Raw genomic sequence first — 25,188 nt, 5'->3', positions numbered from 1 at the left:
TGAAAGTCAGACACACTTTTTGCTACTTAACCCGCAACGCCGGTAGGGGTCTTCTTTATTCTGGGGCCAAATCACCGTTTTTCACCGTTTTTTTTGGGGGGGGTAAGTCGTTGGGTAGCCGTTGGGTCTGACGAACTCGCGCACTGCACAACCGGGCATTAAAGGGGCGGCCATCAGAAATGCGGTGTGAGGCGCTGCTCGATTAGTCGGCCTGAAGGTACTTAGCTTGAGGGGGTGCTGGGTTGATTCCGGTCGATTTGCCTCAGCTCATGTACGCGCTGCTGGCTTTCGGTTTCACATATCGATGAGTTATTCACTTATGGATACGCTGGAGCGCATCGATAGGTGAATTATGCATCGATAAGTGAGCGCAGCGCTAGAAAATAGCTGGCAGACGGGCCTAGTCAGTCCACGGTGGGGTCGCAACAGTAGAGGGCGGGAGAAAACTTTTCCTGTCCCCGCCCTCTATAAAGAACTCTACGAAGCCCTGGTCTTCGATTTCTTCAGCATGATCATCGGCGGAATCAACAGGGCTAGCCCGCCGATAAGCGCGACTCCACCGAATAGCCACACCAGTCCGGCGAGGATTGCGATGGGTGCGAGGATGGCTGCCGCGATCTCGAAGGGCGCGAATCCCACATAGGCCATGCCAAATTCCTCGAGCGTGCCGGATTTCTGCTCCGGGTCCACAATTTTCAGTACGGCGATGCCCGTGGCCACGGAGGCAGTTGCCCAGCCCCAGCTGAATACGGCGCGCTCGAACCAGCCATGTTCAAAGATGCGTGGTGCGACGTAGAAGAACAACACCAGGCAGAAGGCCAGGCCCACGACGAACAGGATAATTAGCGGGACGATGTAGGTGGCCACCACTGCCGGCACAATCGACGCGATGCCGACTGCAACCAGGAAGTCCGTCGACGCGCCGGAGACCGAACCCATCAACTTTGCATCCAGGTAGTGTGGTGCCTTAATCAGGTGCAGCACGCCTACACCTGCCAGGCCGACCAGGAATGCCATTGCGAATAGTGGGAAGCTCAGTGCAGGGAAGATGTCATTGACCCAGTTGGTCAGGATATTTGCCAGGAAGAGCGTCACCGCTAGTGCTGCAACGTGCAGCGCGATTGGTTCGATTGAGGACGGGCTTGTAGTCGCCCGCCCCACACTTGGGCGCTGACCAGGAAGGGAGATGATGCCTGTCCGCATATCCTCCGGCAGTTTATCCAAGTCTGGCAGCTCGTTGGTATGGCCCTTCTTCGAGCCCCATCGGGCGAAAATCACGCCACCGATAATTGCGGAGAACATGCCCACCGCTGCGGCCGTAAAACCCAAACTCGTGGCCTCGGTCATGCCTGCTGAGTCCAGCGCGCCACCAACTGCGGCGGCCACACCGAAGCCACCGACGAAACCAACGGGAAGCATGATGCCGAACCAGTCCGGCGTATTGAACAGTGGGGCGAAAATTATCACGCCGAGTAGCGCGAAGAATCCCCACTGCGCCAGGTACATGCCTACGGAATAGGACCACATCGTTCGCGCGCGCTGGCGCACCTTGGCATCGAAATCCATTGTGAATGGCAGGGCACCGAAGACTGCCGCGATGAGAATGGTCGCGTAGTCGCCGAAATGCTCGCTGAACTGGATTATTCCCAAAGCGTTGGGGCCTAGCAGCAAGCCGAGCAAGCCCGCAGTAATCGGTGCGGGGATGAGAAGCTTTTGGAACCAGGGGATGAACCGTCGCATCAAATTACCGATGATGAGCAGCAGCGAGATCCAACCGATATCCATCAAGACGTCGAAGGGTGTGTAGCCATCCACGTGAACTTATTGCCTTTCTCGTAGGTGGGGTTTCACCATTTAACAATTATGCGAACCACATCATGGATTCTAAGAAAAGGGTTAGAACCATAGGGATACGTTGCGATTGTATGTTAGCTACCGCGAGATTTTGAGGCTTCGGCCCCAGTTGAGCTCACTTCCTTTGCAGAAAAACCACCTACCCAGTTCCTTCTGGGAGGTGGTTTTGGTTGAGGTCAGACGGTTTTACTGTCGCCCATTCCTAATGCGCGACCAAGCCGCCGCGATAACCACGCCAGCGCATGCGATGGCGAGGTAGGCCCACACGTGATCACCGCTGGTCTGAATGGTCTTTGGCGGAGCAGGAGTGTTCTCCGCAGTCAGCACACTTTCTGTGTCACGGCCGGAGGTGATGTCATCGATCCAGTCAGCAGTGCCAGCGAGGGTAGTTATAGCCGCGCTGGGGGAGGGCAGGTCAGGGTCGCCATTGGAGGTTCCGGCGGTAGCGAGACCAGCGAGCTTTCCGTCGACGAAGAATGGGCCGCCGGAGTCGCCTCCCTGCATACCCGCGCCAGAAACGGAATGTGCGTCCAGGATGGCGCTTCGAATCATTGGCATCATGGCAGCGTCGGCTGGGATACTTTCTGTCCCTGCCGGGATCGACTCGGTTTTGGAGTCATCTGGCATGGCAGCTCCTGGCTGCATCTCCATTGATTCCATAGCGTCACCCGGAACAGCGCCGCCCGGAATAGCCTCACCCGGAACAGCTTCGCCTGGAGTAGCGTCACCCGGAACAGCACCACCAGGCGCAGCCTCACCTGGAGTTCCTTCAGTCGGCCCGCCGCCCAGCAGCTCATTGACGACCATCTTGGTCATCGGAAGCTGCCCGGATCGTGCCATGGACGAGCTGCTGCTCCAGCCGTAGAGAGTTCCCGTCTGTCCAGGTGTGGGGATATCGCGGGAGACCTTCGCCGGGGTTGCGTCGGTGACCTTTTGGGTCAGGTGAAGCAATCCCGCATCAGACATTGGAGAAAGCGCCCAAGAATCGGCATCGTAGACCTTCCCGCCGATCCGGGCCTGGGTCCCTTCGTTGTTCACAGACTCCAGGCAGTGGCGTGCGGTGAGCACCCACTGATCGGCAACCAGGGTGCCTGTGCAGTCGCCGAAATTGCCGATTTTGCCAATCTTCAGCGCGGCCACAGAACTGCTTTCAGCATTCGCAGGTGCGGGTTCGCCGTTTTCCAATGCAAGAGCTGGGGCTGCAGATAGAAGCAGGGTGCTGCTAACAATTGCTGCGATGGAAAAAGATGTTTTCTTCACGGTTATTTCCCTTTCCCAGAAGGAACAATGGCCTTGATTGCGGTGGCAACGAGTTTTTCGGCAGGGCCCTGTCCGACAAATTTCTTCCAGAGGCTAGCAATGACGAGGAAGAATACGATGAAACCGGCTGCGGACAACGTGGAATGCAATACAACATTCTGCTGCCAATAAAACGCGGTGAGAACGTGCAGGATGTAGATAGTCAGTGACATTGTTCCCATAGCCGCGAATGGGTAAACCACAGCTGGGAAACGATCGCCTACGAACAGGCACAAGTGCAACACAATAGCGGCAACAGCGACGGAGAGAATGATTTCGCCGAAGACGCCAGTGTGTCCGGTAAAGCGGAGCCAGCCAGCAATCTCTGGATCAAATCGGAAGTACATGCCGACGGCAGTGACGACAACGCTGACAGCGGTGACAATCCAGCTCAACCGAGCATTGGCGCTGTTCTCAGAGGTGGAAGTGTCTTGCAGGCGACGGCGTAGGTAGACGTCGTAAAGCAGCATGCCGCCGATGAAATATGCGATCCACGCGAGTAGCGGATAGATCTGCGGCAGCGTCATAGGCGCGTACTTAATTGTGGCGGCGATGGTGGCGGCGATGAAGAAGCCGACTCGCCACCAGGTTCCGAGCGCTGGCATCCAGGAAACCAGCATCATTACCAGGCCCATGATGACGAGGACCACCTGAATTTCTCCACCCACCGGCAATAGTGCCAGGCCGATGAGAATGATTAGGGCGCCGCGAGTGATCAAGCGCAAGAAGGTAGTGCTGCTGTAATTGCGGCCGATGATCATCATTGTGGCGCCGGCGATAATGGCGAACAGTGATGAGGGTAGGCCAGAGAGCACAACCTTTGTGCTCCAAAGTAGTGAGGCCATATGGACAATGATCATGCCGATGATGGCGAGTGAGCGCGCTATATCGAGCCCCACAATTCGGGTAGGTTTATTCACCCCGGATTTCTCCTTTACTACAACTTATAGGGAGGTGCTCTTTGGTAAAAAGCACTCTCTACAAACGGCGTATTGAAAACGACTTTCTAGTTGTAGCAACCGAACCTGACAATACATTAAGTGACTATGTGTAAATCATGGTGTTTCGTCTGTGTTTTTACTGGGAAACTAGCGCGCTCAAAAAGCTAAGAGGCAGGCGTAACCTGGTGGCATGACATCGATGCTGACGAGTTTCACCTGGGCAGAGGTGCCAGGCGTCTTCCTCGCGTACCTATTAATCATTGCCATCCCCATCGCTCTCGCATGGGTGGGTGCCGCATGGTTGGCCAAAAAATACGGCGAGCGTATCGCATTTGGGCACACGATTTTCGTCTTTGTCGCAGCATTCCTAATCTGCTTTTGTACGCTCGCGTGGACACTTGAGGGCGAATACGACTACTCGCCGTGGCAGGTTTTCTGCAGCGGCTTTGCGATGGTCATCCTCACTGCCTCTGCCATGATGCGCGTGCCCGCCCCAACTCTGAACCTGCTGCCCACCTGGTGGGCTGCCGTCGCCGGCTACGCCCTGTGCTGGAGCATCATTGCCGGCACCGACGACACCACCGGGCTCTGGGCAGTCGGCCTGATGTTCCTGCTCCTCGGTCTCATCGCAGGCGTCGGCGCAGTCGTGTGGCTTACGCTGGCGATAAGGCGGCTTTTGTTGGATTCTGCCGCTTAGGGATTCTTAGTGGAACGGAGTTCGACAGCTAACTCGTCGATACGGCGCTCGAGGTCATCGCGAATCAGGTCCATGCGTTCTTTTCCGTCGATGCCTCGTTTTGAGGGCTCGTCAGTAAGCCAACGCTCGAGTGAGCCTTGAGCGTCCGAGGGGAGCTCTACATGAGCGGCATCGCCGATGATGACAACACGATCTGCAGTCCGGAGAATCGTGGGGGCAATGGGCTTTGGTGATGCACTGTCCATAGAGGCGCCGATTTCTGCAACTGATTTGGCTGCAAGCGCATTGGTAGTAGTTTTGGGGTTCGTTCCTGCTGAAAGGGCGATGAACTGCGTGGCATATTTTGCACGCGCAATGGCCTCGGCCATCTGGGATTTACCGGCATTTGCCACGCAGATGAAAAGTACCTTCGGGATTTCCTTCATTTCAGAATCCTTTTTCTATAGTTTGTCCGGTACGGAAAGGTCATTAGGGAAAAGGCGCGGCCCGAGCCAGCGGGTGACGTAGACAAGTGCAACGAGTACGGGTACTTCAATAAGTGGTCCAATCGTTCCCGCAAGTGCTTGCTGGGACAATGGGCCGAAGGTGCCAATCGCAACCGCAATTGCCAACTCGAAGTTATTTCCGGCGGCCGTAAAGGCAATCGATGCGGAGGTTGCGTAGTTCATGCCCGCGGCCTTGGCCGAAGTGAGAGCGATCGCGAACATGGCGAGGAAGTAGATCACTAGTGGTAGTGCCACTTTCGCAACGGTCCAGGGATTCTCAAGAATCTGCTGTGACTGAAGCGCAAAGAGCAACACGATTGTGTATAGAAGGCCGGCAAGTGCCAATGGTGAGATTTTGGGCAAGTACTCATTTTCATACCAGTCGCGACCACGGGTGCGTTCACCAATTATGCGTGATGCCGCGCCAGCCAGAAGCGGAATACCGAGGAATACCACTACAGATAGTGCGATTGCCCAAAAAGAAAAGGTGGCGGAAGTGGTTTCCAGTCCCAACCAGGAGGGCAGAATCTGCAGGTAGAACCACCCTAGAGCGCCGAACATGAAAATTTGAAATAGCGAGTTGACGGCCACCAATACGGCAGCGACTTCAGTATCGCCGCAAGATAGGTCGTTCCAGACCAAAACCATTGCAATGCAGCGGGCGAGACCGACGATGATCACGCCAGTGCGCAGTTCTGGACTATCACTGAGGAATATCCAGGCAAGGGTGAACATCAGTGCGGGGCCGAGAATCCAATTGAGGAAGACTGTGATGCCCATCAGCTTCCTTGATGTCAAAATTTTGCCCGTTTTGTCGTATCGAACCTTTGCGAGCGGTGGGTACATCATGACCAGCAATCCGATGGCGATTGGTACGGAAATTGTCGTAATTTTTGCCTCTGCCAGCCAGTTCACAAGTGACGGTGCAATTTTGCCCAGAATGAGGCCAATTGCCATTGCAGCTGCAATCCATAGCGGCAAGAAGCGGTCTAGGAAGCTGAGTGACTTTGTAGTCTGTGTCATAGTTTCCGGTGTAATCAATATATCGATGATTGTCAATATATTTAGAGGGGAGGCCGTGTAGCCTCAACGGGTATGGACGAAATCTCAGAATGCTGTGCACTTGGCGGTCGGCCTCTCGACGCGGCGGAAGCGCAGGCTGCGGCAACGCTCTTCAAAGCGCTGGCGCAACCGGCGCGCCTGCAAATTTTGTCTCAGCTCGCTGCCGCTGGCTGTAGTCCGATGACCGTAGGGGAGCTGGCCGCTGTTTCTGGGCTTAGTCAGCCGACGGTGTCGCATCATTTAAAGACCATGGCGGATGCCGGGCTGCTAACTAGGTCTAAGAGTGGACGGGTGGTAACCCATGAGGTACGCCCTGAGGTATTTGCTGAGCTGCGACGTATCCTGGATATCGGTCACGCGGACGGGAGATAGTGAGCCGCTCGTCGCAAATTGCGATAGGTTGGAAAACCCTGTTTACCCGCCCAGGCGCTTGACGACGGCGTCGTGAAGCACCCCATTCGTCGCAACTGCGTCCCCGCCGTGCGGCCCGTCGACTCCCACTAGGGAAGTGAAGTGGCCGCCAGCTTCCTCCACCAGGATCGCAAGCGCTGCCAGGTCCCACAGGGAAACCTCCGGCTCTGCGGCGACATCGACCGCACCCTCGGCTACCAGGCAGTAGGAGAAGAAGTCGCCATAGCCACGCAGGCGCCAGGCGTCATCGGTGAGACCGATGAAGTTGTCGCGCAGGTCGCGCTCGGCCCAGCCGGTGAGCGAAGAGTTGGAAATTGAGCAGTCCGCGATGTCTGCCACCTTCGAGACCTCAATGCGGCGCTGAGCGGCTTCCCGGCCACCGACGTGGGTGCGCTTGAATGCGCCGTCGCCCTTGGATGCCCACCAGCGACGGCCCAGTGCTGGGGCAGAGACTACGCCGACAACCGGCTTGCCGTCCTCCAGCAGGGCAATCAAGGTGGCCCAGACCGGGACATTGCGCACGAAGTTCTTGGTGCCGTCGATGGGGTCGATGACCCACTGACGGCCCTCAAACACAGCTTCGCCGCCGAATTCTTCGCCGAGAACTTCATCGCTCGGGCGCTTGTCCGACAGAATCTCGCGGAGCAGCTTCTCGCACGCGATATCGGCATCGGAGACCGGAGTCAGGTCGGGCTTGGACTCGACGATTAGATTGGCCGCCTCGAAGCGGGACATCGTGAGGTCGTCGGCTGCGTCGGCAAGCGAGAGTGCGAGGGCGAGATCTTCGGAGTAAGAGGTGGTCATGGCCGAAATTCTAGCGCAGAACCTCACTCAGCTCTGCGACCTGGCCACTCGAGCCCGCAAGCTTCCAGCGCCCCACCGACGTACATTCGCCGCCTGCGCCCGAGATAAGCGCATACCCAGGCAGCCAGTCCCAGGCTGCGACGTCGCGCTGGAACCATACGCCGATGCGGCCGTCGGCAACGCCTGCCATATCCACCGACGCTGAGCCCAGCATGCGCCAGGTAGCGCTGCGGGACACCGCATCCAGCCAGGACTTTGTAGCCGTGGCCTCGGATTCCTCGCTCGAGCTCACCACCGTGGTGTGGAGGTAGGTCGCTGCGCAGACTTCCGAGAGGGGGCGGTCAGTGACCCGGAGGTCATCAACAGTGCCATCGAGGTTGATACGAGTGGTCGGGAGATTGGGGCCACCAATCCAGCTCTCGCCCGTTGCCGGGCGGTGCACCGCGCCGAGGACGACCTCATCCGGATTGTTCGCATCGCCCATAACCAGCGCCAATGCGCTGCACCAGTAGTCCGAACCAGTGGTGAAGTTGTAGGTGCCATCGACAGGATCGATCACCCACGTGCGACCAGACTGGGACTCCTTCGCGGACCCTTCCTCGCCAAGAATGCCGTCCTCCGGGCGGAGCGCGGCCAAAGCCTCGACGACGAATTTCTCCGCTGCGCGGTCGGCCGCGGTGACGACGTCGGAAATCGATGTCTTGTACTCCGTGACCAGGCCTTCGTCGCGCATACGAGCGGCAATGGTAGCGGCACGCTTCACGATGGCAACCGCAACGCTGGTATCCGATGCCACAATCGACTCGGATACTTGGGAGAGAAAGAGTTCTAGGTCTTGGCTGGAATCTTGGCTGGCGGTGGATTCAGACATACGTCCTATTGTGCACCGAAACAGGCGGTATAGCTAAGGTAGTACCCGTGAACCCGGATCTGAATGCTGACCTCAAAGAACTCGACGCGACGCTGACCACCATTGAGAAGGTGGTCGATGTCGACGAGCTTTCCGACCGGATCAGGGAGTTGGAAGCCCAGGCCGCCGACCCGTCGCTGTGGGATGACCCCGACCACGCGCAGCAGGTCACCAGCGCACTATCGCAGGCGCAGGCGAAGAAGAAAAAGATCGACTCGCTGCGCGGGCGCCTCGACGATCTCTCTGTGATGTACGAACTCGCGGAAGAGGAGGGCGACCCCGACGCCGTCGAGATGGCCGATGCCGAACGCGCTGAGCTGCGTGCCGACATCGAATCCCTCGAGGTCACTACGATGCTTTCGGGGCCTTACGACGAGCGCGAGGCGGTCATCAACATCCGCTCCGGTGCCGGTGGCGTGGATGCCGCTGACTGGGCCGAGATGCTCATGCGTATGTACCTGCGCTGGGCCGACAAGCATGGGCATAAGGTCGAGGTTTACGACACGTCCTACGCTGAAGAGGCCGGTATTAAGTCCGCTACTTTCGTCGTCCATGGCGAGTACATGTACGGCACCCTCTCGGTCGAGCAGGGTGCGCACCGTCTGGTTCGTATTAGTCCTTTCGACAACCAGGGGCGCCGCCAGACTTCCTTCGCTGAGGTTGAGGTGCTGCCGGTTGTGGAGGAAACGGATCACATCGACATCCCCGAGTCAGATTTGCGTATCGACGTCTACCGCTCCTCCGGCCCAGGTGGGCAGTCGGTGAACACCACGGACTCCGCGGTCCGACTTACGCACGTCCCAACCGGCATCGTGGTGACCTGTCAGAACGAGAAGTCGCAGCACCAGAACAAGGCATCTGCCATGCGTGTTCTGCAGGCGAAGTTGCTGGAGAAGAAGCGCCAGGAAGAGCGCGCGGAGCTGGACGCTCTCGGCGCAGGCGGCAATGCCTCGTGGGGTAACCAGATGCGCTCCTATGTGCTGCACCCGTACCAGATGGTGAAGGATCTGCGTACCGAATACGAAGTCAACAACCCGCAGTCGGTCCTCGACGGTGACCTCGACGGTTTCATTGAGGCCGGTATTCGCTGGCGCATGGCTCAGCAGTCCGAAGGGGAGCAGCGCTAGAACGGCGGTTCGTCTTCGGGTGCTTCCGGTGTCTCGGGAGTTTCCGGTGCTTCCGGTGTGGTGGGCTCGTCGGCTTCTGATTTTCTCTTGTTTTTGTTCATTCCCAGTTCTTCGCGAGCCTGATTTGTCAGCTCCTGTGATTCGCGGAGGTTTTCCAACCTCTGCTCGTTGTACTCCTTGAGTGTCTGTGCTTTCTTTGTCTTGCGCAGGTCGAAGGAGTAGCGACCGTGGCCGGAGAGCGGCCCTGATTCTGTGCTGATTAGGGCAGCTTTTTCAGCGCTCTGATCAGTGGCGGAGGTCCAGTACTCCACGCCGTCGATATCGCGCACGACATTCCAAAGACCGGCCGTTTTTAGATTGTGGTGGCGACGGCATAGGCAATGGAGGTTGGGCGTCTCGGTTTGGCCACCTTCGTCGGGATTCTCGTGGTTATACGGCTGAATGTGGTCGATGTCGCACTTCGTCGCATCGACATCACATCCGGGAAAGCGACAGGTGCCGTCTCTACCTTGGATGTAAGTACGCTGTCGCTCTGTTGGCGAGTACTTTTCCGTTTTCTCGTCCGCTAGTAGCCGGATGCTAGTGACCCGATCGAGCCAGGATTCAGCGGCGATTTTGTTGATCCACCCTAGGCCGCCAATCCAGGCTTCTTGGGGCTTGTCTTGGGTAAGCGGGCAGTACAGATTCAGTGTGGCGGTGACCTGAGCAGTCCCGTGCAGAAGGTGTGAAAAAGCCTCGACGAAGTCGCAGTCTTGATCAGCGGTGATTTCTTCCAAGACCTTCTGAAACTCAATTGCCCGCTCAGGCATCAGTTCCATGGTGACTTCAGTGAGGGTGTCCTTTAACTCGAACTTTATAGATTCGCCAGCTTTTTGTTCGATGCCTTTTTGAAACGAAGTGATCGGCGGGTCGTACTCATTCTTCGGGCGCAATAGCGGGCTGACTTCATCAATAAGTCGCTGAATATTCTGTTGAAGGCTCCGAACTCCGCGAAGAACTTCACCATTGACTCTCGGCGTGATCAGCTCAAGGAGATGGTCTTCGAAATATCTCACAGCCGAGGGGTCATCCAATGGGAGGATGGCCGTGGCAATGACCCGCATGTGGGGAAGCGGTAGCTGTGCGCGTTTGAGCAGAAGCTCTTTTAACCGCGGGAGTCGCTCTAGTTGCATTCCGACATCGATGTACTGGAGTGTTCTCCCACGTGACATGCCAAGAGCTGGAGCGATTTTGGCGATGTAATCTTCGACATCTTTTGTTGAAGAACAGGGAACACAAGCAAGGGCAAGCTTCAAGTCAGCTCGATTGCGGTCAATTCCAAGACGTGCTGGTGCTGTTTGAGAAATCTCATGGTGAAAGCGTGGCGCTGTTGCTTCCATCGCCGCAGTGTAAGTACGTTTGCGTGGTATATTTTCCCCGCTGGCCATTGTTGAATCCCCCTGAAAGATAAGGCCTGGACGTTGAAATGTTGGAATAGGGAAGAGGTAGGGAAAGTATTTTCGACTAGCTCTGAGTGTTAACTTTCCGAGCTTCAAGCAGCTCGGCGATGCTATTCGGTGTTTTTAATCCTCGTGTTTAATCTTTCATGGCTCATTGTAATCGAACAGGCAAGCGAATTAAAGGGGTATTTAAAGATTTTTGGGGAAAATAATTTCGAATGCCGCTATGGCGTGAGCTTTCGTGCAGTCGCGCGCTCTGGGGTAGCGTTCGACGCCGCCTGTTCCCGCAATCCCGTCACGGCGACCAATTCCACGCATTCCAGAGTGACTTGAGTGGCTTAAGTGATTAGAGTGTCTACTTATGATCACTTTCGACGGGGTTACCAAGTCCTACTCGACTTCTAGCCGACCAGCTCTCGACGACGTTTCAGTCCACATAGATAAAGGTGAGTTTGTCTTTCTCATTGGACCGTCGGGCTCTGGTAAGTCGACCTTCCTGCGCCTTATGGTGCGTGAAGAGAAAGTGGATTCAGGAAAACTGACGGTTGCAGACCAGGATCTAACCAAGATTTCTCGTCGCAACATCCCTAAATTGCGTCAAAAAGTGGGGTATGTCTTCCAGGACTTCCGCCTGCTGCCAAAGAAGACGGTGTACGAAAATGTCGCGTTCGCGTTGCAGGTAATTGGCAAGCCGAAGGCGAAAATCGACAAGGCAGTTCCGGAAACGCTCGAAATGGTCGGGCTCTCGGGCAAGGAAAACCGCTACCCGCACGAGTTGTCTGGTGGTGAGCAGCAGCGCGTCGCCATTGCTCGCGCCTTCGTCAACCGCCCGCTCATCTTGCTTGCCGACGAGCCCACCGGCAACCTCGACCCAAGCACCTCCGGTGACATCATGCTCCTGCTTGACCGCATCAATCGCATGGGCACGACCGTTATTGTGTCGACTCACGACAACGATGCCGTGGACTCCATGCGTCGCCGCGTGCTGGAGCTGGAGCTGGGGCGTCTCGTGCGTGACGACGCCACGGGTGTTTACGGCCTGAACAACTAGCAGACAGTCCATCGGTAGAAGAACTCATTCGAAAGGTATTACTGACCTATGAAGACTCGCTTTGTCCTCGGTGAGGCTTTCTCCTCCTTGGGCCGAAACATCACGATGACCATCGCGATGATTATTACGACTGCGGTGTCGTTGGCGCTGCTTGCGACGGGCATCCTGGTTACTGAGCAGACCAGCCGCACGAAGGATCTCTATCTCGATCGAGTAGAAGTGCAGATTGAGCTGAATGAACAAATCTCCGCCGAAGACCAAACTTGCTCCTCGCCGGAGTGCGCTGACGTCGTCGGCAAGCTTGAAGAGGCTGACGGCATTGATTCGGTGACCTTCCGAAATCGTCAGCAAAACTTTGACCACTTCGTGGAGATGTTCAAGGACAGTGACCCCGTGCTCGTGGAAAATGCGACGCCGGAGTCGCTGCCGGCTGTCGTGATGGTGCGTTTGAGCGATCCGACCGATGTCAGCCCGCTCGATCCGATTCGGGAGCTGCCACAGGTCGACCACGTTACTGACCAGCATGAAGAGATCGGTACTGCAGCTCAGAACTTGGATTCGGTGCGAAATGCGACCTTCCTGCTGGCTGCGGTGCAGGCCGTTGCCGCTGTGTTCCTGATTGCGAACATGGTGCAGATTGCGGCGTTCTCGCGTCGTAAGGAAGTTGAGATTATGCGCATGGTCGGTGCCAGCCGTTGGTTCACGCAGGCGCCGTTCGTCCTCGAGGCTGTGATTGCGTCGCTGATTGGTGGTGTGCTGGCCATTGGTGCGCTGTTCCTGGGCAAGGCGACGGTCATCGATCCGGCGCTGAGTAACCTGTACAAGGCACAGCTCCTGGCGCCGCTGACCAACGGCGATATCGGTGTGGTGGCGCCGATCGTGGTCGTTATTGGCATGGTCTTCGCTGGGCTTGTTGCGCAGGTCACGCTGCGTCTTTACTCACGCGACTAGGGTTGCAAAAAGGTTAGCTATTAGGCCCCGCGGTTAAACCCGGCGAATAGGGTCGTCGCGCCCTGCCGGGTAAACTGTGGACTATGAATAATGACGACGTCCAGCGCCCACCGAAGCTCGACAAGAAGGCTTATGAGGCCGAGCTTAAAAAGCTCCAGGCAGAGCTCGTCGAAATGCAGCAGTGGGTAGTAGAAACCGGTGCCCGAATTGTCATCGTGATGGAGGGGCGTGACGCTGCCGGCAAGGGGTCGGCCATTAAGCGCATCACGCAGTACCTGAACCCCCGTACCTGCCGTGTTGAGGCTCTGCCGGCCCCAACTAGCCGTGAGCAGGGTCAGTGGTACTTCCAGCGGTACGTCGAAAAGCTGCCGACTGCTGGTGAAATCGTGATTTTCGACCGCTCCTGGTACAACCGTGCCGGCGTTGAGCGGGTCATGGGCTTCTGCACCTCCCAGGAGTACCGTCGCTTCTTGCATCAGGCGCCGATTTTTGAGCGTCTGCTGGTCGAAGACGGCATTATCCTGCGTAAGTACTGGTTCTCTGTGTCGGACGAGGAGCAGGTTGCCCGCTTCAAGTCCCGCCGTGAGGATCCGCTGCGCCGCTGGAAGCTCTCGCCGATGGATTTGGAGTCCATCACCCGCTGGGAGGATTACTCCCGTGCAAAGGATGAGATGTTCATCCACACCGATATCCCGTCCGCACCGTGGTTCACGGTTGAGTCTGAGGATAAGAAGCGTTCGCGTATCAATGTCATCAACCACCTGTTGACGACCATTCCGTACGAGCGCATTCACCGCGATGTTCCGGAAATCCCGGAGCGTCCGGAGTCGGAGGGAAGCTACGAGCGTCCGCCGCGCACGGAGTTCCGCTATGTGCCGGACGTTGCCGCCAATCTCGAGGCTGACCGCGTAAAGGGCGCAGGCAAGTCCGATAAGAAGGGCAAGAAGCACAAGAAGGACAAAAAGGACAAGAAGAGCAAGAAGAAGTAGCTCCTTAGTCTCAGTGAGGTTCTGGTCGTCAGAACCTTTCCCTGGTTAGTTATCTGTGTCACACTGGGTGACATGACTGCTACTGATAACGGTTCTGGCACTGCACGCACCGAGGTCGATGAGCCGAAGGTGCTGCGAGAAGTCCACGGGCGATCTGGTCACCTTCGGCTGAATAGGCCGAAGGCACTTAATTCGCTCGATTTGGATATGGTCACCGAGGTCGTCGAGGGGCTCCGCGCATGGCGTGACGACGACTCGGTGGACCACATTGTTGTTTCATCCGGTCACCCCAAGGCGTTTTGTGCCGGTGGTGATGTGCGCGCAGTTCGGCAGGCTGTGCTCGATGGCGTTCCGGAGCAGGGGGAGGAGTTTTTCCGGGATGAGTACGAGATGAACGCGATGATTGCGGAATTCGCGCAGTCCAAGCCATATATCGCGATTATTGATGGCATCGCTATGGGCGGTGGCCTTGGTGTTTCTATGCACGGCTCCCACCGAATCGTGACCGAGCGTGCCAGCGCTTCCATGCCAGAAATGGCAATCGGCTTTATTCCCGACGTCGGCATTACCCACTTTTCGCAGCATGTGAACACGCGGTTAGGAGGGCCCTCGTCGGCAATCGCGAGGTTTACCGGGCTGACCGGTTACCGCCTTACTGCGGCGGACATGCTGTGGTCTGGATGGGCGACACATGCGGTGCCATCCGCGCAGCTGGACGAGTTTGTTGCGGCTCTGGACCGCGATGGAATTGATTCGGCGCTCGCGGAGTATGCGCTCGATGTGGACTCAGCTGAGGCTCGTGATCTGCTCGGGGATCCGCAGTTGGCCGAGTGGAGCGACTGCATTGAGGCTTGCTTTGGGGCTGATACCTGGTCGGAGATTGAGCGAGCTCTCAACGAAGCCGCTGAGGCGGGCTCCTGTGCATCGTCAACAGTGGAGACTTTTCGCGACCTGCTGGCACCCGCCAACCCGGAAAGTCTCGTAGCGGCCGTGGAACTCTATGCGGCTAACTCGGCCCACGAGGTCACCTTGCAGGAGGCGCTAGACCGGGAAATGAAGCTTGGCGCTTACATGCGTCAGCACCCCAATTTTGCCGAGGGCGTGCGGGCAGTGTTGGTGGATAAGGACCGCGACGCCGCCTTTAAGCCCGCTACCGTGCAGGAAGTTGACGTCGAGGAGATTCGACAGCACCTTCGTTAGCTGGCTATGCGTTAGACAAAGCTGTGGCGGCCAGTCGTCGGCGCGAAATCATCGGCAATCATGGCCGCCAATTCGAGATAGCTCTGGGTGGTGGCAGGCTGGAGATTGTCCAGCTCGATATTGGCACCATTTGCGATATGCGGATCATAGGGGATGACCTGTACTGCGCGGCAGCGCTGGGCAAATAACTCGTGTACGGTCTCTGTGGACAGTCCCTGTTTATTTAGCTCGTTGACCACCACGACAGTGGTAGAGACCAGCCGTTCGAAGCCGTGCGCTGAAAGCCAATCCAATGTCGTCCAGGCACTTTTCACGCCGTCCAGTGCAGGCGTGGTGACCAGCACCAGACAATTGGCCGCAGACAGAATCGAAGCGGAGATGGGCTGCGTCAGGCCGGTACCGCAGTCTGTCAGACTCACGTTGTAATGCCGCCGAAGGATGTCGAGGGCCGCGCAGTATTCGCCGTCGGAAAGCGCGATCGTCGATGTCGGATTTTGGTCGCTGCCGACAACCTCCAGCCGTGACGGCGTGTGTGATGTATATGCGCGGACCTGCGCGTATTTGTCCGTATCCGGGGCTCGGAGCAGATCGCGAATAGATGCGGGATTGGCTGCGGTGACGCGTGCGCCGAGGGTGCCAAAGTCCGGATTCGCGTCGATCGCGACGATTCGGTCACTGCGCAGGCTTGCAAGCGTGGCGCCCAGGCACATGGTTGTCGACGTCTTGCCAACGCCGCCCTTCACGCTGATAACAGCGATGTTGTAGTCACCGTAGATAGGCTGTCGCACCCGCTCTATCAGCTCGCGTTGCTTGCGTGCCGACGATGATTCCCGCGGTGAAATTGCGCCCCAGGTGGCCTTATGAACCCAGCTGCGCCAGCCCGACTGTGGTGCCTGCCGCGAGTTCAGGCTAGCGGCCAAGTCTGAGACGGAAACTGCGTGATTGACTGCGTGTTTGGTGGAAGTCATAGACTTCATCCCCTCCCCAAAAATCCCCAAAGTATGTCCCCGCCGTCGTTTTTACCACGCAGCCAGAACGACGGCGACTCCAAAGAAGGCATCGAGAATTCCGACCTGTTTCGGAGTCCACGGCCGAGCGCGGCGAGCGCCGGAGATTGGCATGGTAAAAGACCTGATGAGAAGCCCAATTGCGACGATGGGCACACCGATGCTGATGAGGTTCCGGTCGTGGAGGACGAGCCACCCGATGATGGCCACGGCGGTAATGAGAACGTGATACGTGACCGAGCCAATGAGCCACTGGCGGTTGCCGCGCTTGCGAATCATAGTTTTTACATAGGGCACGGTGCCGACGAAATATCCAGCGTAGATAGCCGCAATTGCCCAAGCTTTCGGGGTTGGTCCGGCGATGATAGGCACCATGAGGCTAGCGGCCAGAACGGTGGAGACACCAGAGAGAAGTGAGCGCGGTCGGCGGCGGTAGGTCTCCCAAATAGCGATAGCGGCAAGAGGGGCAATGAGGGCGACCCAGGTGAGGAGGGAAACGTCGGCAAGCAGTGTGATGCAGCCGGCGACGGCGGTGAGCGCGGTGTATGTGGCGGCGGGTGCGAGGTGGCGGCGTTGGCGACGAGAGCGGAGCCAGACGCTGACGGCGAAGAATGCGAAGTAGCCGAGCAGCCAGGTTGCGGTGACGGCAAGGCCTGTCCATGTGGGGTTGAGGGCGAGAGCGGTCAGCGGGGGAATGGTGACCATGAACCAGGCGCCGTGCTGGTCCGGAACCCAGCCAGCGGAGCGCTTGTGATGGGAGCGGCGGGCGGGGCGGGGAGGACGTGGTTGGCGGGGCTTTTGGCTCATACTACGCATTGTAGATGCGTAATTATGTCGGGGCTGTATTAGAACCTCATATTGAAACCTCATTGAATAAAATGCACATGCGCGCAAGGCGACAGTGCTAACGTTGAACTCGCATTCTCAGGGCGAGGTGAAATTCCTCACCGGTGGTGATGCTGCGGCTGACGCAGACAAGTCCACGAGCGCCCTACCTGTGGCCAGAAGGGTCGTCAGGTAGGGGACAAGCAGATTTCGGTTGGAATCCGAAACCGACGGTCATAGTCCGGATGAAAGAGAAGGAGTTGAATAATTCGTGGAATACGTGTCGGGTTTTTTGGTGGGTTTCCTCACTGCACAGCTCAGTGTGGCGGGAGCGCCAATCTTGATTCGTGAAATTGTCGGTAACCTCTTTGGCCTGGCGTGTGCCTTCCTAGGTATGAAACGGAAGGTATGGGCTTGGCCGGTCGGCATTATCGGAAATGCCTTGCTGTTTACCGTCTTCCTCGGCGGAGTTTTCCACACGCCGCAAAATCTTGATCTCTATGGCCAGGCGGGGCGTCAGGTCATGTTTATCGTCGTCAGTCTCTACGGGTGGTTCAGCTGGGTCAAGAGCCGCAATCAGAGCGGTGACGAGGTCGCAATTGAGCCGCGGTGGGCGACGGCATCGGAACGCATTGGGATGATTACCGTGGCTATCTTCGCCACTGTGATCTGTGCCAATGTCTTTGAGATGCTGGGCTCGTGGGGGCCATGGGCCGATGCCTGGATTTTCGTCGGTTCGATGTTGGCGACCTGGGGTATGGCCCGCGGGTGGAACGAATTCTGGCTAATTTGGATTGCCGTTGACGCCGTGGGAGTGCCGTTGCTGCTCAAGGGTGGCTACTACCCGTCGGCGGCGCTGTACCTCTTCTACGGATGCTTCGTTATTTGGGGCTTTGTCTCCTGGGTTCGCCTCGAGCACCAGAGCGACAATGACCAGCAGAAGAGCTCCGAGACCGACCAAGTACCGGCTTTGGCAGCAGCCGAGCGGTAGGATAGTCCAGGTGAGCTTCCGACCAGATAACTCCCGTACCAACCGCGCCCATCAAGCCGAAGAGCGTGCCCGCAGTCTCGTGCAGGACGTCCTCGACCGCGAGGAGCGGGTACGCAACAATCTGGCCAGCGCTGATGTCGACCCGTGGACGATGCGTTTCGTCGTCGATGAGTCGATTTCTGAGGGCGCAATCATCACCTGGCGCAATGAGGCCACTCGTGCCCGCCGCATCATGCGCCGCTATGACATTCAGCGGGGCTACCGCGAGAAGTTGCGCGAAGTTGAAAAGCGCATCGATGCCATGTTGCACCTCGCGGAATCGCTGGAGGAGTCGTGGGACGCCGCGGCACACGCCTCGAAGAGGCTTTCCGACGCGGAGGCCCGCGATGTCGCCGCCTTTGAGCGTGAGCGCGAGCGGCAAAATGACGCGGCAGAGACTAAGCGGCAGCGTGAGGAGAAGGTCCGCAAGTTCCGTCGGAAAGCGGAAAATATTGCTACCGACGCGTGGGACGCGGGCCGTGACGCGCTGGAGAAGCTGCCGCCGCTGTCGTCTTCGCTGAAGGACATCGCGGCTAAGTTCCGTTCGCGGGGCTCGGAGGAGGAACCGCGCGAGGTACGGCGGGCAACAGCCCGCGACCTGCGCAAGGAGCCCCCGCTGCCGGAGGACTAGCGCTCCTCAGCTTTAGCTGCCTGGACTACCTCAGCGAGCTTGGAAATCTCCTCGTGAGAGGGGCGGATATCTGGATGCGTGCGACAGTAGTCCAGCAACAAATAGCCAGCTGTGCGAATGCGACGATGCCCATCCCAGTGTGGAGTGGCGATTTCGGGGTCGTTGGTGGCCAAAGACGAGATGGCCTGGCGCTCACTGAGCAGCTCGTACTGGAGATCTCGACGAATATCGAGCGCCTGATTCGGAGTACCGGTTAGCAGCGCGCCGAGAAGAGCGCCCATCTGTCGATAGCAGCGCGGAATATGACGCAGGTAGTGCTTTTCAATGCTCTCGGTTGGCCAGAAGTGCAGGACAGCGAGAGCCAGCGCGCAGGCGATACCGACTTCCAAGACACGATCGGTCACAATCGGTGCGAGTTCGCCAGCGACGTTTCCGCCCAGCAGCAGCGCCAATGGAGTGGTGACGATTGTCGTCAGCGCATAGTTCTTCACCACGAGAATCTCCGCGCCGAATTGGCAGGCTGCAAGCGCGATAAGTAGCGTCCAGCTGTCCAGGCCAAAGGAAAAGAGCAGCGCATAGAGGAAAATGCCGATAATCGAGCCGACCATGCGGTGAATCCCTCGGATCGAACCAGCGGTGCGGTCGGGACCCCACTGCAGAGTCATCAATGCGCTGACCACCGCCCAGTCAGGCCGGTCGAGACCGACAAGCACGCTGATGAGACCAGCTAAGCCACCGGTAATAGCAACCTTTGCCGCAGTCATCGACGCATGGGAATAGCGATCGAAAGAGCGGAAGATCCGGTAACTCACGCTTGGTCGCGCGAGTGGAATGGTTGTCTGCGTCTCGTCGAAGAGGTTAGGCGTGTCCACGATGTCCACAGCGCTGCCGTGCACGCCCAAGCGTGTGCGGATAGCAATCAGACGCTGATGAGCAGCAATGACACGGTTGACCAGTTCCGTGTGGGAGGGCTTAACGATTTTGCTGCCACGGATGATGCCTGCGTCGGCAAGCGATTCCCATGCGTCGGTGAGTGCAGTTTGCGCCTGGTGATGAACGGCGAACGATGTCGAGTCTGACTTTTCCATCGCGTCGATGGCTGATTCAAGGGATTCGACAGCCGCCATCTCGGGGCCATGCGGATTCCACAACCGCGGTGCCATGCCGATGACTATCGCGGAAAGCACGCCAACGGTAGCCCACATGGCGGTTTCCACCGGGTTGAAGCCAAGGCGGGCGACCATTGTTGTGCCGCCGGAGACCATCACAATAAAAAATGAACCCGGCGGTGGCAGGCGCAGTGCGTTTTGAATAAAAGCGCCGATGGTGGCCAGTATCGTCGTAAAAAGCGCAATGAGCAGCAGCCATAGATTGCTGCCGCCGGAAGCGATCTCACCGTGGACCACTGATCCGACAAAACTGCCGGACATAACTCCGGCGATCAGGCATAGCCCGGCGATGGCCATCACGCGCAGACGACTGCGGTAGGGGTGGCCTTCGCCATAGATGACCACGCACCCACCAGCGGCGATAAGGAGCATCTCCGAGCCATGTCCGGTGAGAAGTGCCACGGCACCCGGCAGGAATAGCGCGAGTGCTGCGCGGAGGGCGCCTGGCCATCTCTGTGCACGGGAGTGGAAGGCAGTAAAAAGTTGCCATGCACTTGGTTGTGGAGGAAGCTCAACCGTTTGGCTCAATGTTGGTGAAATCTCCTTAAAACTCTAGTCTGCGACCAGCGTCTCGAGCGTGAACTCCGGGTGCTCCTTCTCAATGAAGGACAGCTTCCACTTGTCGCCGAAGAGGGCGATGAGGGCGCCGTCGGAACGCGTGAAGATCTCCACGCCGCGCTGCTTTGCCAGCTCAGGCGCGGTCTCTTCGTCCGTGCAGCGGGCGACGGAGTAGGGGATGGGCTCGGCGATGGTCTCGACGTTGTACTCGTTTTCCATGCGTGCCATCATGACCTCGAACTGCATCGGGCCGACCGCGGCCATCACCGGGGCGGCATCGCCGCGGGTATCGTTGCGCAGAATCTGCACCACGCCCTCGGCATCGAGCTGATCGACAGCTTTGCGGAACTGCTTGTACTTGCCCAGGCTCTTGGCGCGCAGAGTGCGGAAGTGCTCGGGCGCGAACTGCGGCATCGGCTTGAATTGAACCTTGCGGCCCTCGTAGATCGTGTCACCCGGCGCCAGTGAACCCGCATTGACCAGGCCGACAATGTCGCCCGGGTAAGCCGTCTCCACAGTCGAACGTGTCCGGCCGAAAACGGTCAAAGCATACTTTGTGGAGAAAGTACGTCCCGACTGCGCATGCGTGACCTGCATGCCGCGGTCAAACTCGCCAGAGACAACGCGCATGAAGGCCAGCTTGTCGCGGTGGTGCGTATCCATACCCGCCTGCACCTTGAACACGACGCCCGAAAAATCATCCGTCGGTTCGCGCTTTTCGACGATAGCCCCCTGGCCGCCAGCCGCTGCAGCGGCAACGGCAGCCGGGTCGGACTCGCGGGCACCAGGTGCCGGAGCCAGCTCGCAGAGAGTGTCCAGGATCTGGTGGACACCCCAGTTCAGCATGGCGGAGGCGAAAATCACCGGAGAGGTGTCGCCAGCGAGGTACATCTCCTGGTCGTGGTCAGCGCTATCGGCGGAAAGTAGCTCGGACTCCTCGGCTGCCGTCTCCCAGGCGTCGCCCTGCTCTGCGGAGGCCTCATCTGGGGTGAGGTGACGCTCAGCGGCAATAGTGGCGCCACCGGCAGTGCGCTCGAAGCCGATGAACTGCTTGGCTTCGCCGTCCTCACCACGCTCCAGCAGACCGCGGAAGTCGCCGGCCTCACCAACTGGCCAGTACAGCGGAGTCGGTTGCAGTCCAATCTCCGCGACAATCTCATCCATCAACTCCAGGGGAGCCTTACCCGGGCGGTCCCACTTGTTGATGACGGTGACGATGGGAATTCCGTTGGACTTACAAACCCGGAACAGCTTCAACGTCTGAGGCTCGAGACCCTTGGCACCGTCGACAAGCATGACAGCGGCGTCGACAGCGGTGAGCACACGGTAGGTGTCCTCGGAGAAATCAGCGTGACCAGGCGTATCGACGAGATTGATCATGTACGGCTCGCCGTCGTGCCCCTCTGGCTGGTACTCGAACTGCAGCGCGGAAGAGGCAATCGAGATGCCGCGATCCTTCTCCATGTCCATCCAGTCGGACACAGTCGACTTGCGGCCGGCCTTGCCGTGGACAGCACCGGCTTCGTTAATGACATGAGCATGTAGCGCCAGCGCCTCGGTGAGCGTGGACTTACCGGCATCCGGGTGTGCGATGACGGCGAATGTGCGGCGGCGTGCGGCTTCTTCGGCGAGAGTGGTCACAGGGAAACTACGCTTTCCTTAAAAAGAAAATCGGAATAAGGGAATCGGGTTCAACCTTTCTAACTTACCGCTCCAGTGGGGTAAGGGGTCAATTGCAGTTAGAGGTTGAACAGCTCGCGCAGCGTCGTGATGACGCCTTCCTCCGCGTTCGACGGTGAGATGTCGGTGGCGCGGCGTTTGATTTCCGGGTGACCGTTGGACATGGCAAACGAACGGCCTGCGTGGTCGATGAGCTCGAGATCATTCAGGTAGTCAACGAAGCAGACAGTTTCGGCAGGAGAGACACCTAGGGCCTCCTGCAGGGCGGCGAGTGCCGTGCCCTTGTTGGTGTTGGCATCGATGAGGTCGACCCAGTGGGCACCGGAGACTACCGCGCGCAAGTGCGAGCTTTGGGAACGCAGGTAATCGGCCGATTCCTCTTCGACGGAGTAAGGATCAAAGGCGGCAATTTTGACGATGCCGTCCTCGGCGGCAGCGGCGATGACATCATCGACCTTCTGCAGCTTCAGGTAGTACTTGGCGGCCTCGTTGAACTGCAGCTGCTGAACTTCCTCCGGAATATTGAAATGCGGCGGGAAAAACTCCACGTATGCGCTGGCAGCGCCGCAGATAATAACCGACAGGGGAGTACGGCCCGCCGCCACACGGTTGTCGTTGAACTGGCGGATCGCGTGTACCAACTGAGTGACGATGTCGTGGTCGATACTGGTAACCGAAACCACCTCGCCCGCATCCGCGACATAGTTGCCGTTTTCCGCAATGATTGGGATGCGGTGTGCAATGGGGGCGAACTGGTCGGCCAGAGTTGCGTACTGGCGGCCCGACGCGGGAGCGAAGTGGACACCGCGGTCGAGCAGCTCCGTGACTACCGGCCAAAAGGACTCCGGGATTTCCTTGTCTTCATTTAGTAGAGTCCCGTCCATATCCGTGACTACAAGGCGGTATGGCGGCTGGGCGGGAGATTGCTGCTGGATATCCAGGGGTTCCGTCATGGCTCTTATTCTAACGGGTAAGTAGGGTTCAATTTTCTTCCTTGAGGTGTCTCCCGGTGTCTCCCCCGATTGGGTGAAAGCTGGGCCACAATACGGGGTACCCAGTTGAGGGCGATAGCCGGTGAATAGCGTGTGCGGGGTATTTTGAGGGGGAACTCATACTCATTTAAGCCAGGAGGATTTATGTCGGATTCGGCCCCCATCAAGCGCAATGACTGGAATGAGCGCATCAGCCTTGCAGAGCAGATGATCCCCCTCCTGGGACAACTGCGCCGCAACAATGATGTCGTGACTTCAATCTTCGGCCGCCGACTGGAAAACGTTACCGAGACCGGCATCATTAAGTCGCACCGCTACGCCCGTCGCATCACCTCGCAGGAGCTGCCCCTGAGTCAGACCCTGCCGATTCTGCAGGAACTGGTGAAGATGGATCTCGGCACCGCCTCCATTGACCTGGGCGCCCTGGCTACCAGCTTCGAAGAGGAAGGCGGCGATCTGCGCGCATTCCTCGAGCGTGAGCTTGCCGACGTCATCGGTGCCGGGACACAGACCCCGAAGACCGACATTGTCCTCTACGGTTTCGGCCGCATCGGCCGTCTGCTGGCTCGCATTCTGCTGGCTCGTGAGGCACTGTTCAACGGCCCGCGCCTGCGCGCTATTGTGGTTCGCCAGAATGGTGAGGACGACATTGTCAAGCGTGCTTCGCTGCTGCGCCGTGACTCCGTCCACGGTGCATTCGACGGCACCATCTCGGTTGACCGCGAAAACAACATTATTTGGGCAAATGGCACCCCGATTCAGGTCATTTACTCCAATGACCCGGCAACTGTTGACTACACCGCCTACGACATTAACGATGCGATTGTCATCGACAACACCGGTCGTTGGCGTGACCGCGAGGGACTGTCACAGCACCTTCAGTCCAAGGGTGTTTCCAAGGTTCTGCTTACCGCGCCGGGCAAGGGCGATGTGAAGAACATCGTCTACGGAATCAACCACAACATCATCGAGGAATCTGACAACATTTTGTCGGCAGCTTCGTGTACTACCAACGGCATCACCCCGGTGCTGAAGGTCGTCAATGACAAGTGGGGTGTCGAGTTCGGTCACGTCGAGACCGTCCACTCCTTCACCAATGACCAGAACCTGATTGACAACTTCCACAAGGGTTCCCGCCGTGGTCGCGCAGCCACCCTGAACATGGTTCTCACTGAGACTGGTGCCGCAAAGGCCGTCGCCAAGGCTCTGCCGGAGTTCGAGGGCAAGCTGACCGGTAACGCCATCCGCGTTCCCACCCCGGACGTTTCCATGGCGGTGCTGAACCTGACCCTCGACACTGAGGTCGACCGCGACGAAGTCAACAACTACCTGCGTGAGGTTTCCCTGAAGTCCGTTCTGCGCCAGCAGATTGACTACATCCACTCCCCAGAAGTGGTTTCCACCGACTTCGTCGGCTCCACCCATGCTGGCATCGTTGATGGTCTGGCTACCATTGCCAACGGTAAGCACCTGGTGCTCTACGTCTGGTACGACAACGAGTTCGGTTACTCCAACCAGGTCATCCGCATTGCTGAGGAGATCGCAGGCGCTCGCCCGCGCGTCTACCCGAAGCGCAAGCACATCGACGAGCTGTAAGTCGGCGGTCCTGGGCTTGAGCTGCTGAGCCCTCGAAGGCCCTCTTCCCCCTCCTAAACCACGGGGGTTGCGGCGATGGGGAGGGCAGGGGAGGGGGACGGGGAGATTTTCCTGTCCATCGACGACGACCTGGATTCCGCGTATGAGCCGTTCGAGTTGGTGAGGATTGTGATCCTGCCGGAACTGAGCGACGAGGATCTGGTTTTCGGCCTCCAATTCCGGGCCTCCGGCGACATCGAGCACGGGCGGGGGATGAAGATTCGGGAAAGTGATTTCGGGATCGTCGAATACGGCTCGGCGGAAGTGGCCCTGTTCGGCGCCTAGGTGGCGGCGTCCGGTCGCCACTCGGTTCCAATCCGCGTGGGGCCCTATGTGGATTGTCAATAGTCAGGCGAGACTTTCACGTACATCGTATGGGAGGGGTGTAGCCATGACTGATCGCCGGGCCGCATCGTGCGGGCCGGCGGTGATCAGCGCAGC

Annotated in this window: 24 protein-coding genes and 1 riboswitch; of the genes, 11 read left to right on the top strand and 13 right to left on the bottom strand. The window is 58.2% G+C overall.

Features of this window, described 5'->3' with window-relative positions; translation table 11 throughout:
• Positions 1 to 477: 477 nt before the first annotated feature.
• The 3 genes from HMPREF2878_RS02720 to HMPREF2878_RS02710 all read right to left on the bottom strand — a co-directional run bounded on the left by HMPREF2878_RS02720 (position 478) and on the right by HMPREF2878_RS02710 (position 4,073).
• On the bottom strand, positions 478 to 1,815 hold the full coding sequence (locus HMPREF2878_RS02720) for a sodium/glutamate symporter (protein WP_053087322.1): 1,338 nt from the start codon (positions 1,813 to 1,815) through the stop codon (positions 478 to 480).
• Positions 1,816 to 2,040: 225 nt separating this feature from the next.
• Positions 2,041 to 3,114 carry a trypsin-like serine protease gene (locus tag HMPREF2878_RS02715; RefSeq protein WP_070652797.1) on the bottom strand — a complete coding sequence of 358 codons (1,074 nt, stop codon included), beginning with the start codon at positions 3,112 to 3,114 and terminating at the stop codon, positions 2,041 to 2,043.
• Positions 3,115 to 3,116: 2 nt separating this feature from the next.
• Positions 3,117 to 4,073, bottom strand: a complete 957-nt coding sequence (locus tag HMPREF2878_RS02710) for a DUF418 domain-containing protein (RefSeq protein WP_070652796.1) — start codon at positions 4,071 to 4,073, stop codon at positions 3,117 to 3,119.
• A gap of 211 nt (positions 4,074 to 4,284) precedes the next feature.
• Between HMPREF2878_RS02710 and HMPREF2878_RS02705 the strand changes: the two genes are divergently transcribed.
• Complete coding sequence (locus HMPREF2878_RS02705; protein ID WP_070652795.1) at positions 4,285 to 4,791, top strand: hypothetical protein; 507 nt, start codon at positions 4,285 to 4,287, stop codon at positions 4,789 to 4,791.
• Here HMPREF2878_RS02705 and HMPREF2878_RS02700 read toward each other — a convergent pair.
• On the bottom strand, positions 4,788 to 5,216 hold the full coding sequence (locus tag HMPREF2878_RS02700) for an arsenate-mycothiol transferase ArsC (RefSeq protein ID WP_048733886.1): 429 nt from the start codon (positions 5,214 to 5,216) through the stop codon (positions 4,788 to 4,790). The genes HMPREF2878_RS02705 and HMPREF2878_RS02700 overlap by 4 nt on opposite strands.
• Before the next feature lie 15 nt (positions 5,217 to 5,231).
• Positions 5,232 to 6,299 (bottom strand): ACR3 family arsenite efflux transporter, encoded by a 1,068-nt coding sequence (gene arsB, locus HMPREF2878_RS02695; RefSeq protein WP_049172185.1) that lies wholly within the window; start codon positions 6,297 to 6,299, stop codon positions 5,232 to 5,234.
• A 72-nt stretch (positions 6,300 to 6,371) separates the two neighbouring features.
• Here arsB and HMPREF2878_RS02690 point away from each other — a divergent pair, with 72 nt between their 5' ends.
• Positions 6,372 to 6,710, top strand: a complete 339-nt coding sequence (locus tag HMPREF2878_RS02690; RefSeq protein ID WP_016423238.1) for an ArsR/SmtB family transcription factor — start codon at positions 6,372 to 6,374, stop codon at positions 6,708 to 6,710.
• 42 nt (positions 6,711 to 6,752) lie between these two features.
• Here the strand turns inward: HMPREF2878_RS02690 and hisN are convergent, their stop codons facing one another.
• Both hisN and HMPREF2878_RS02680 read right to left on the bottom strand, forming a co-directional pair.
• Positions 6,753 to 7,553: a histidinol-phosphatase gene (gene hisN, locus HMPREF2878_RS02685; RefSeq protein ID WP_049172187.1), complete on the bottom strand. Its 801-nt coding sequence runs from the start codon at positions 7,551 to 7,553 to the stop codon at positions 6,753 to 6,755.
• A gap of 10 nt (positions 7,554 to 7,563) precedes the next feature.
• The gene (locus HMPREF2878_RS02680) at positions 7,564 to 8,424 is read right to left on the bottom strand and encodes an inositol monophosphatase family protein (protein WP_070549407.1); all 861 of its coding nucleotides are present in this window, start codon (positions 8,422 to 8,424) and stop codon (positions 7,564 to 7,566) included.
• A 47-nt stretch (positions 8,425 to 8,471) separates the two neighbouring features.
• On the opposite strand from HMPREF2878_RS02680, the gene prfB reads away from it, so the two are divergent.
• Positions 8,472 to 9,590, top strand: a complete 1,119-nt coding sequence (gene prfB, locus HMPREF2878_RS02675; RefSeq protein WP_049189559.1) for a peptide chain release factor 2 — start codon at positions 8,472 to 8,474, stop codon at positions 9,588 to 9,590.
• Here prfB and HMPREF2878_RS02670 read toward each other — a convergent pair.
• A complete protein-coding gene (locus tag HMPREF2878_RS02670) occupies positions 9,587 to 10,969 on the bottom strand; it encodes an HNH endonuclease signature motif containing protein (RefSeq protein ID WP_224783740.1) in 1,383 nt (460 codons plus the stop codon). The genes prfB and HMPREF2878_RS02670 overlap by 4 nt on opposite strands.
• Before the next feature lie 421 nt (positions 10,970 to 11,390).
• On the opposite strand from HMPREF2878_RS02670, the gene ftsE reads away from it, so the two are divergent.
• The 4 genes from ftsE (at position 11,391) to HMPREF2878_RS02650 (ending at position 15,220) form a co-directional block, all read left to right on the top strand.
• Positions 11,391 to 12,080, top strand: a complete 690-nt coding sequence (gene ftsE / locus HMPREF2878_RS02665) for a cell division ATP-binding protein FtsE (protein ID WP_016423233.1) — start codon at positions 11,391 to 11,393, stop codon at positions 12,078 to 12,080.
• 48 nt (positions 12,081 to 12,128) lie between these two features.
• Positions 12,129 to 13,031, top strand: coding sequence for a permease-like cell division protein FtsX (ftsX, locus tag HMPREF2878_RS02660; RefSeq protein WP_016423232.1), 903 nt, complete (start codon positions 12,129 to 12,131; stop codon positions 13,029 to 13,031).
• Between the two features lie 83 nt (positions 13,032 to 13,114).
• Entirely contained in the window at positions 13,115 to 14,020 is a 906-nt protein-coding gene (gene ppk2, locus HMPREF2878_RS02655; RefSeq protein ID WP_070606543.1) for a polyphosphate kinase 2, read from the top strand.
• Positions 14,021 to 14,092: 72 nt separating this feature from the next.
• Positions 14,093 to 15,220, top strand: a complete 1,128-nt coding sequence (locus tag HMPREF2878_RS02650; RefSeq protein WP_070652794.1) for a 3-hydroxyisobutyryl-CoA hydrolase — start codon at positions 14,093 to 14,095, stop codon at positions 15,218 to 15,220.
• 11 nt (positions 15,221 to 15,231) lie between these two features.
• Here the strand turns inward: HMPREF2878_RS02650 and HMPREF2878_RS02645 are convergent, their stop codons facing one another.
• Positions 15,232 to 16,188 (bottom strand): MinD/ParA family ATP-binding protein, encoded by a 957-nt coding sequence (locus tag HMPREF2878_RS02645; protein WP_016423229.1) that lies wholly within the window; start codon positions 16,186 to 16,188, stop codon positions 15,232 to 15,234.
• A gap of 51 nt (positions 16,189 to 16,239) precedes the next feature.
• Entirely contained in the window at positions 16,240 to 17,034 is a 795-nt protein-coding gene (locus HMPREF2878_RS02640; RefSeq protein ID WP_070652793.1) for a YwiC-like family protein, read from the bottom strand.
• Positions 17,035 to 17,143: 109 nt separating this feature from the next.
• Positions 17,144 to 17,313: riboswitch (FMN riboswitch) on the top strand.
• A gap of 10 nt (positions 17,314 to 17,323) precedes the next feature.
• On the opposite strand from HMPREF2878_RS02640, the gene pnuC reads away from it, so the two are divergent.
• Positions 17,324 to 18,043, top strand: coding sequence for a nicotinamide riboside transporter PnuC (gene pnuC, locus HMPREF2878_RS02635; protein WP_070652792.1), 720 nt, complete (start codon positions 17,324 to 17,326; stop codon positions 18,041 to 18,043).
• A 10-nt stretch (positions 18,044 to 18,053) separates the two neighbouring features.
• The gene (locus HMPREF2878_RS02630) at positions 18,054 to 18,713 is read left to right on the top strand and encodes a hypothetical protein (RefSeq protein ID WP_016423226.1); all 660 of its coding nucleotides are present in this window, start codon (positions 18,054 to 18,056) and stop codon (positions 18,711 to 18,713) included.
• Here the strand turns inward: HMPREF2878_RS02630 and HMPREF2878_RS02625 are convergent.
• The 3 genes from HMPREF2878_RS02625 to HMPREF2878_RS02615 form a co-directional block, all read right to left on the bottom strand.
• Positions 18,710 to 20,410, bottom strand: coding sequence for an FUSC family protein (locus HMPREF2878_RS02625; RefSeq protein ID WP_070652791.1), 1,701 nt, complete (start codon positions 20,408 to 20,410; stop codon positions 18,710 to 18,712). The genes HMPREF2878_RS02630 and HMPREF2878_RS02625 overlap by 4 nt on opposite strands.
• A gap of 24 nt (positions 20,411 to 20,434) precedes the next feature.
• Positions 20,435 to 22,081 (bottom strand): peptide chain release factor 3, encoded by a 1,647-nt coding sequence (locus tag HMPREF2878_RS02620; protein WP_070652790.1) that lies wholly within the window; start codon positions 22,079 to 22,081, stop codon positions 20,435 to 20,437.
• 98 nt (positions 22,082 to 22,179) lie between these two features.
• Complete coding sequence (locus HMPREF2878_RS02615) at positions 22,180 to 23,073, bottom strand: Cof-type HAD-IIB family hydrolase (RefSeq protein ID WP_049172207.1); 894 nt, start codon at positions 23,071 to 23,073, stop codon at positions 22,180 to 22,182.
• 183 nt (positions 23,074 to 23,256) lie between these two features.
• Here HMPREF2878_RS02615 and HMPREF2878_RS02610 point away from each other — a divergent pair, with 183 nt between their 5' ends.
• Together HMPREF2878_RS02610 and HMPREF2878_RS02605 are read left to right on the top strand one after the other, a co-directional pair.
• Entirely contained in the window at positions 23,257 to 24,708 is a 1,452-nt protein-coding gene (locus HMPREF2878_RS02610) for a glyceraldehyde-3-phosphate dehydrogenase (RefSeq protein WP_049172209.1), read from the top strand.
• Positions 24,709 to 24,783: 75 nt separating this feature from the next.
• On the top strand, positions 24,784 to 25,032 hold the full coding sequence (locus HMPREF2878_RS02605; RefSeq protein WP_016423221.1) for a hypothetical protein: 249 nt from the start codon (positions 24,784 to 24,786) through the stop codon (positions 25,030 to 25,032).
• Positions 25,033 to 25,188 lie beyond the last annotated feature (156 nt).

The organism is Corynebacterium sp. HMSC065H09, from assembly GCF_001812845.1.
GTDB lineage: Bacteria > Actinomycetota > Actinomycetes > Mycobacteriales > Mycobacteriaceae > Corynebacterium > Corynebacterium jeikeium_D.
This window is presented reverse-complemented; position numbering and strand designations above follow the sequence as displayed.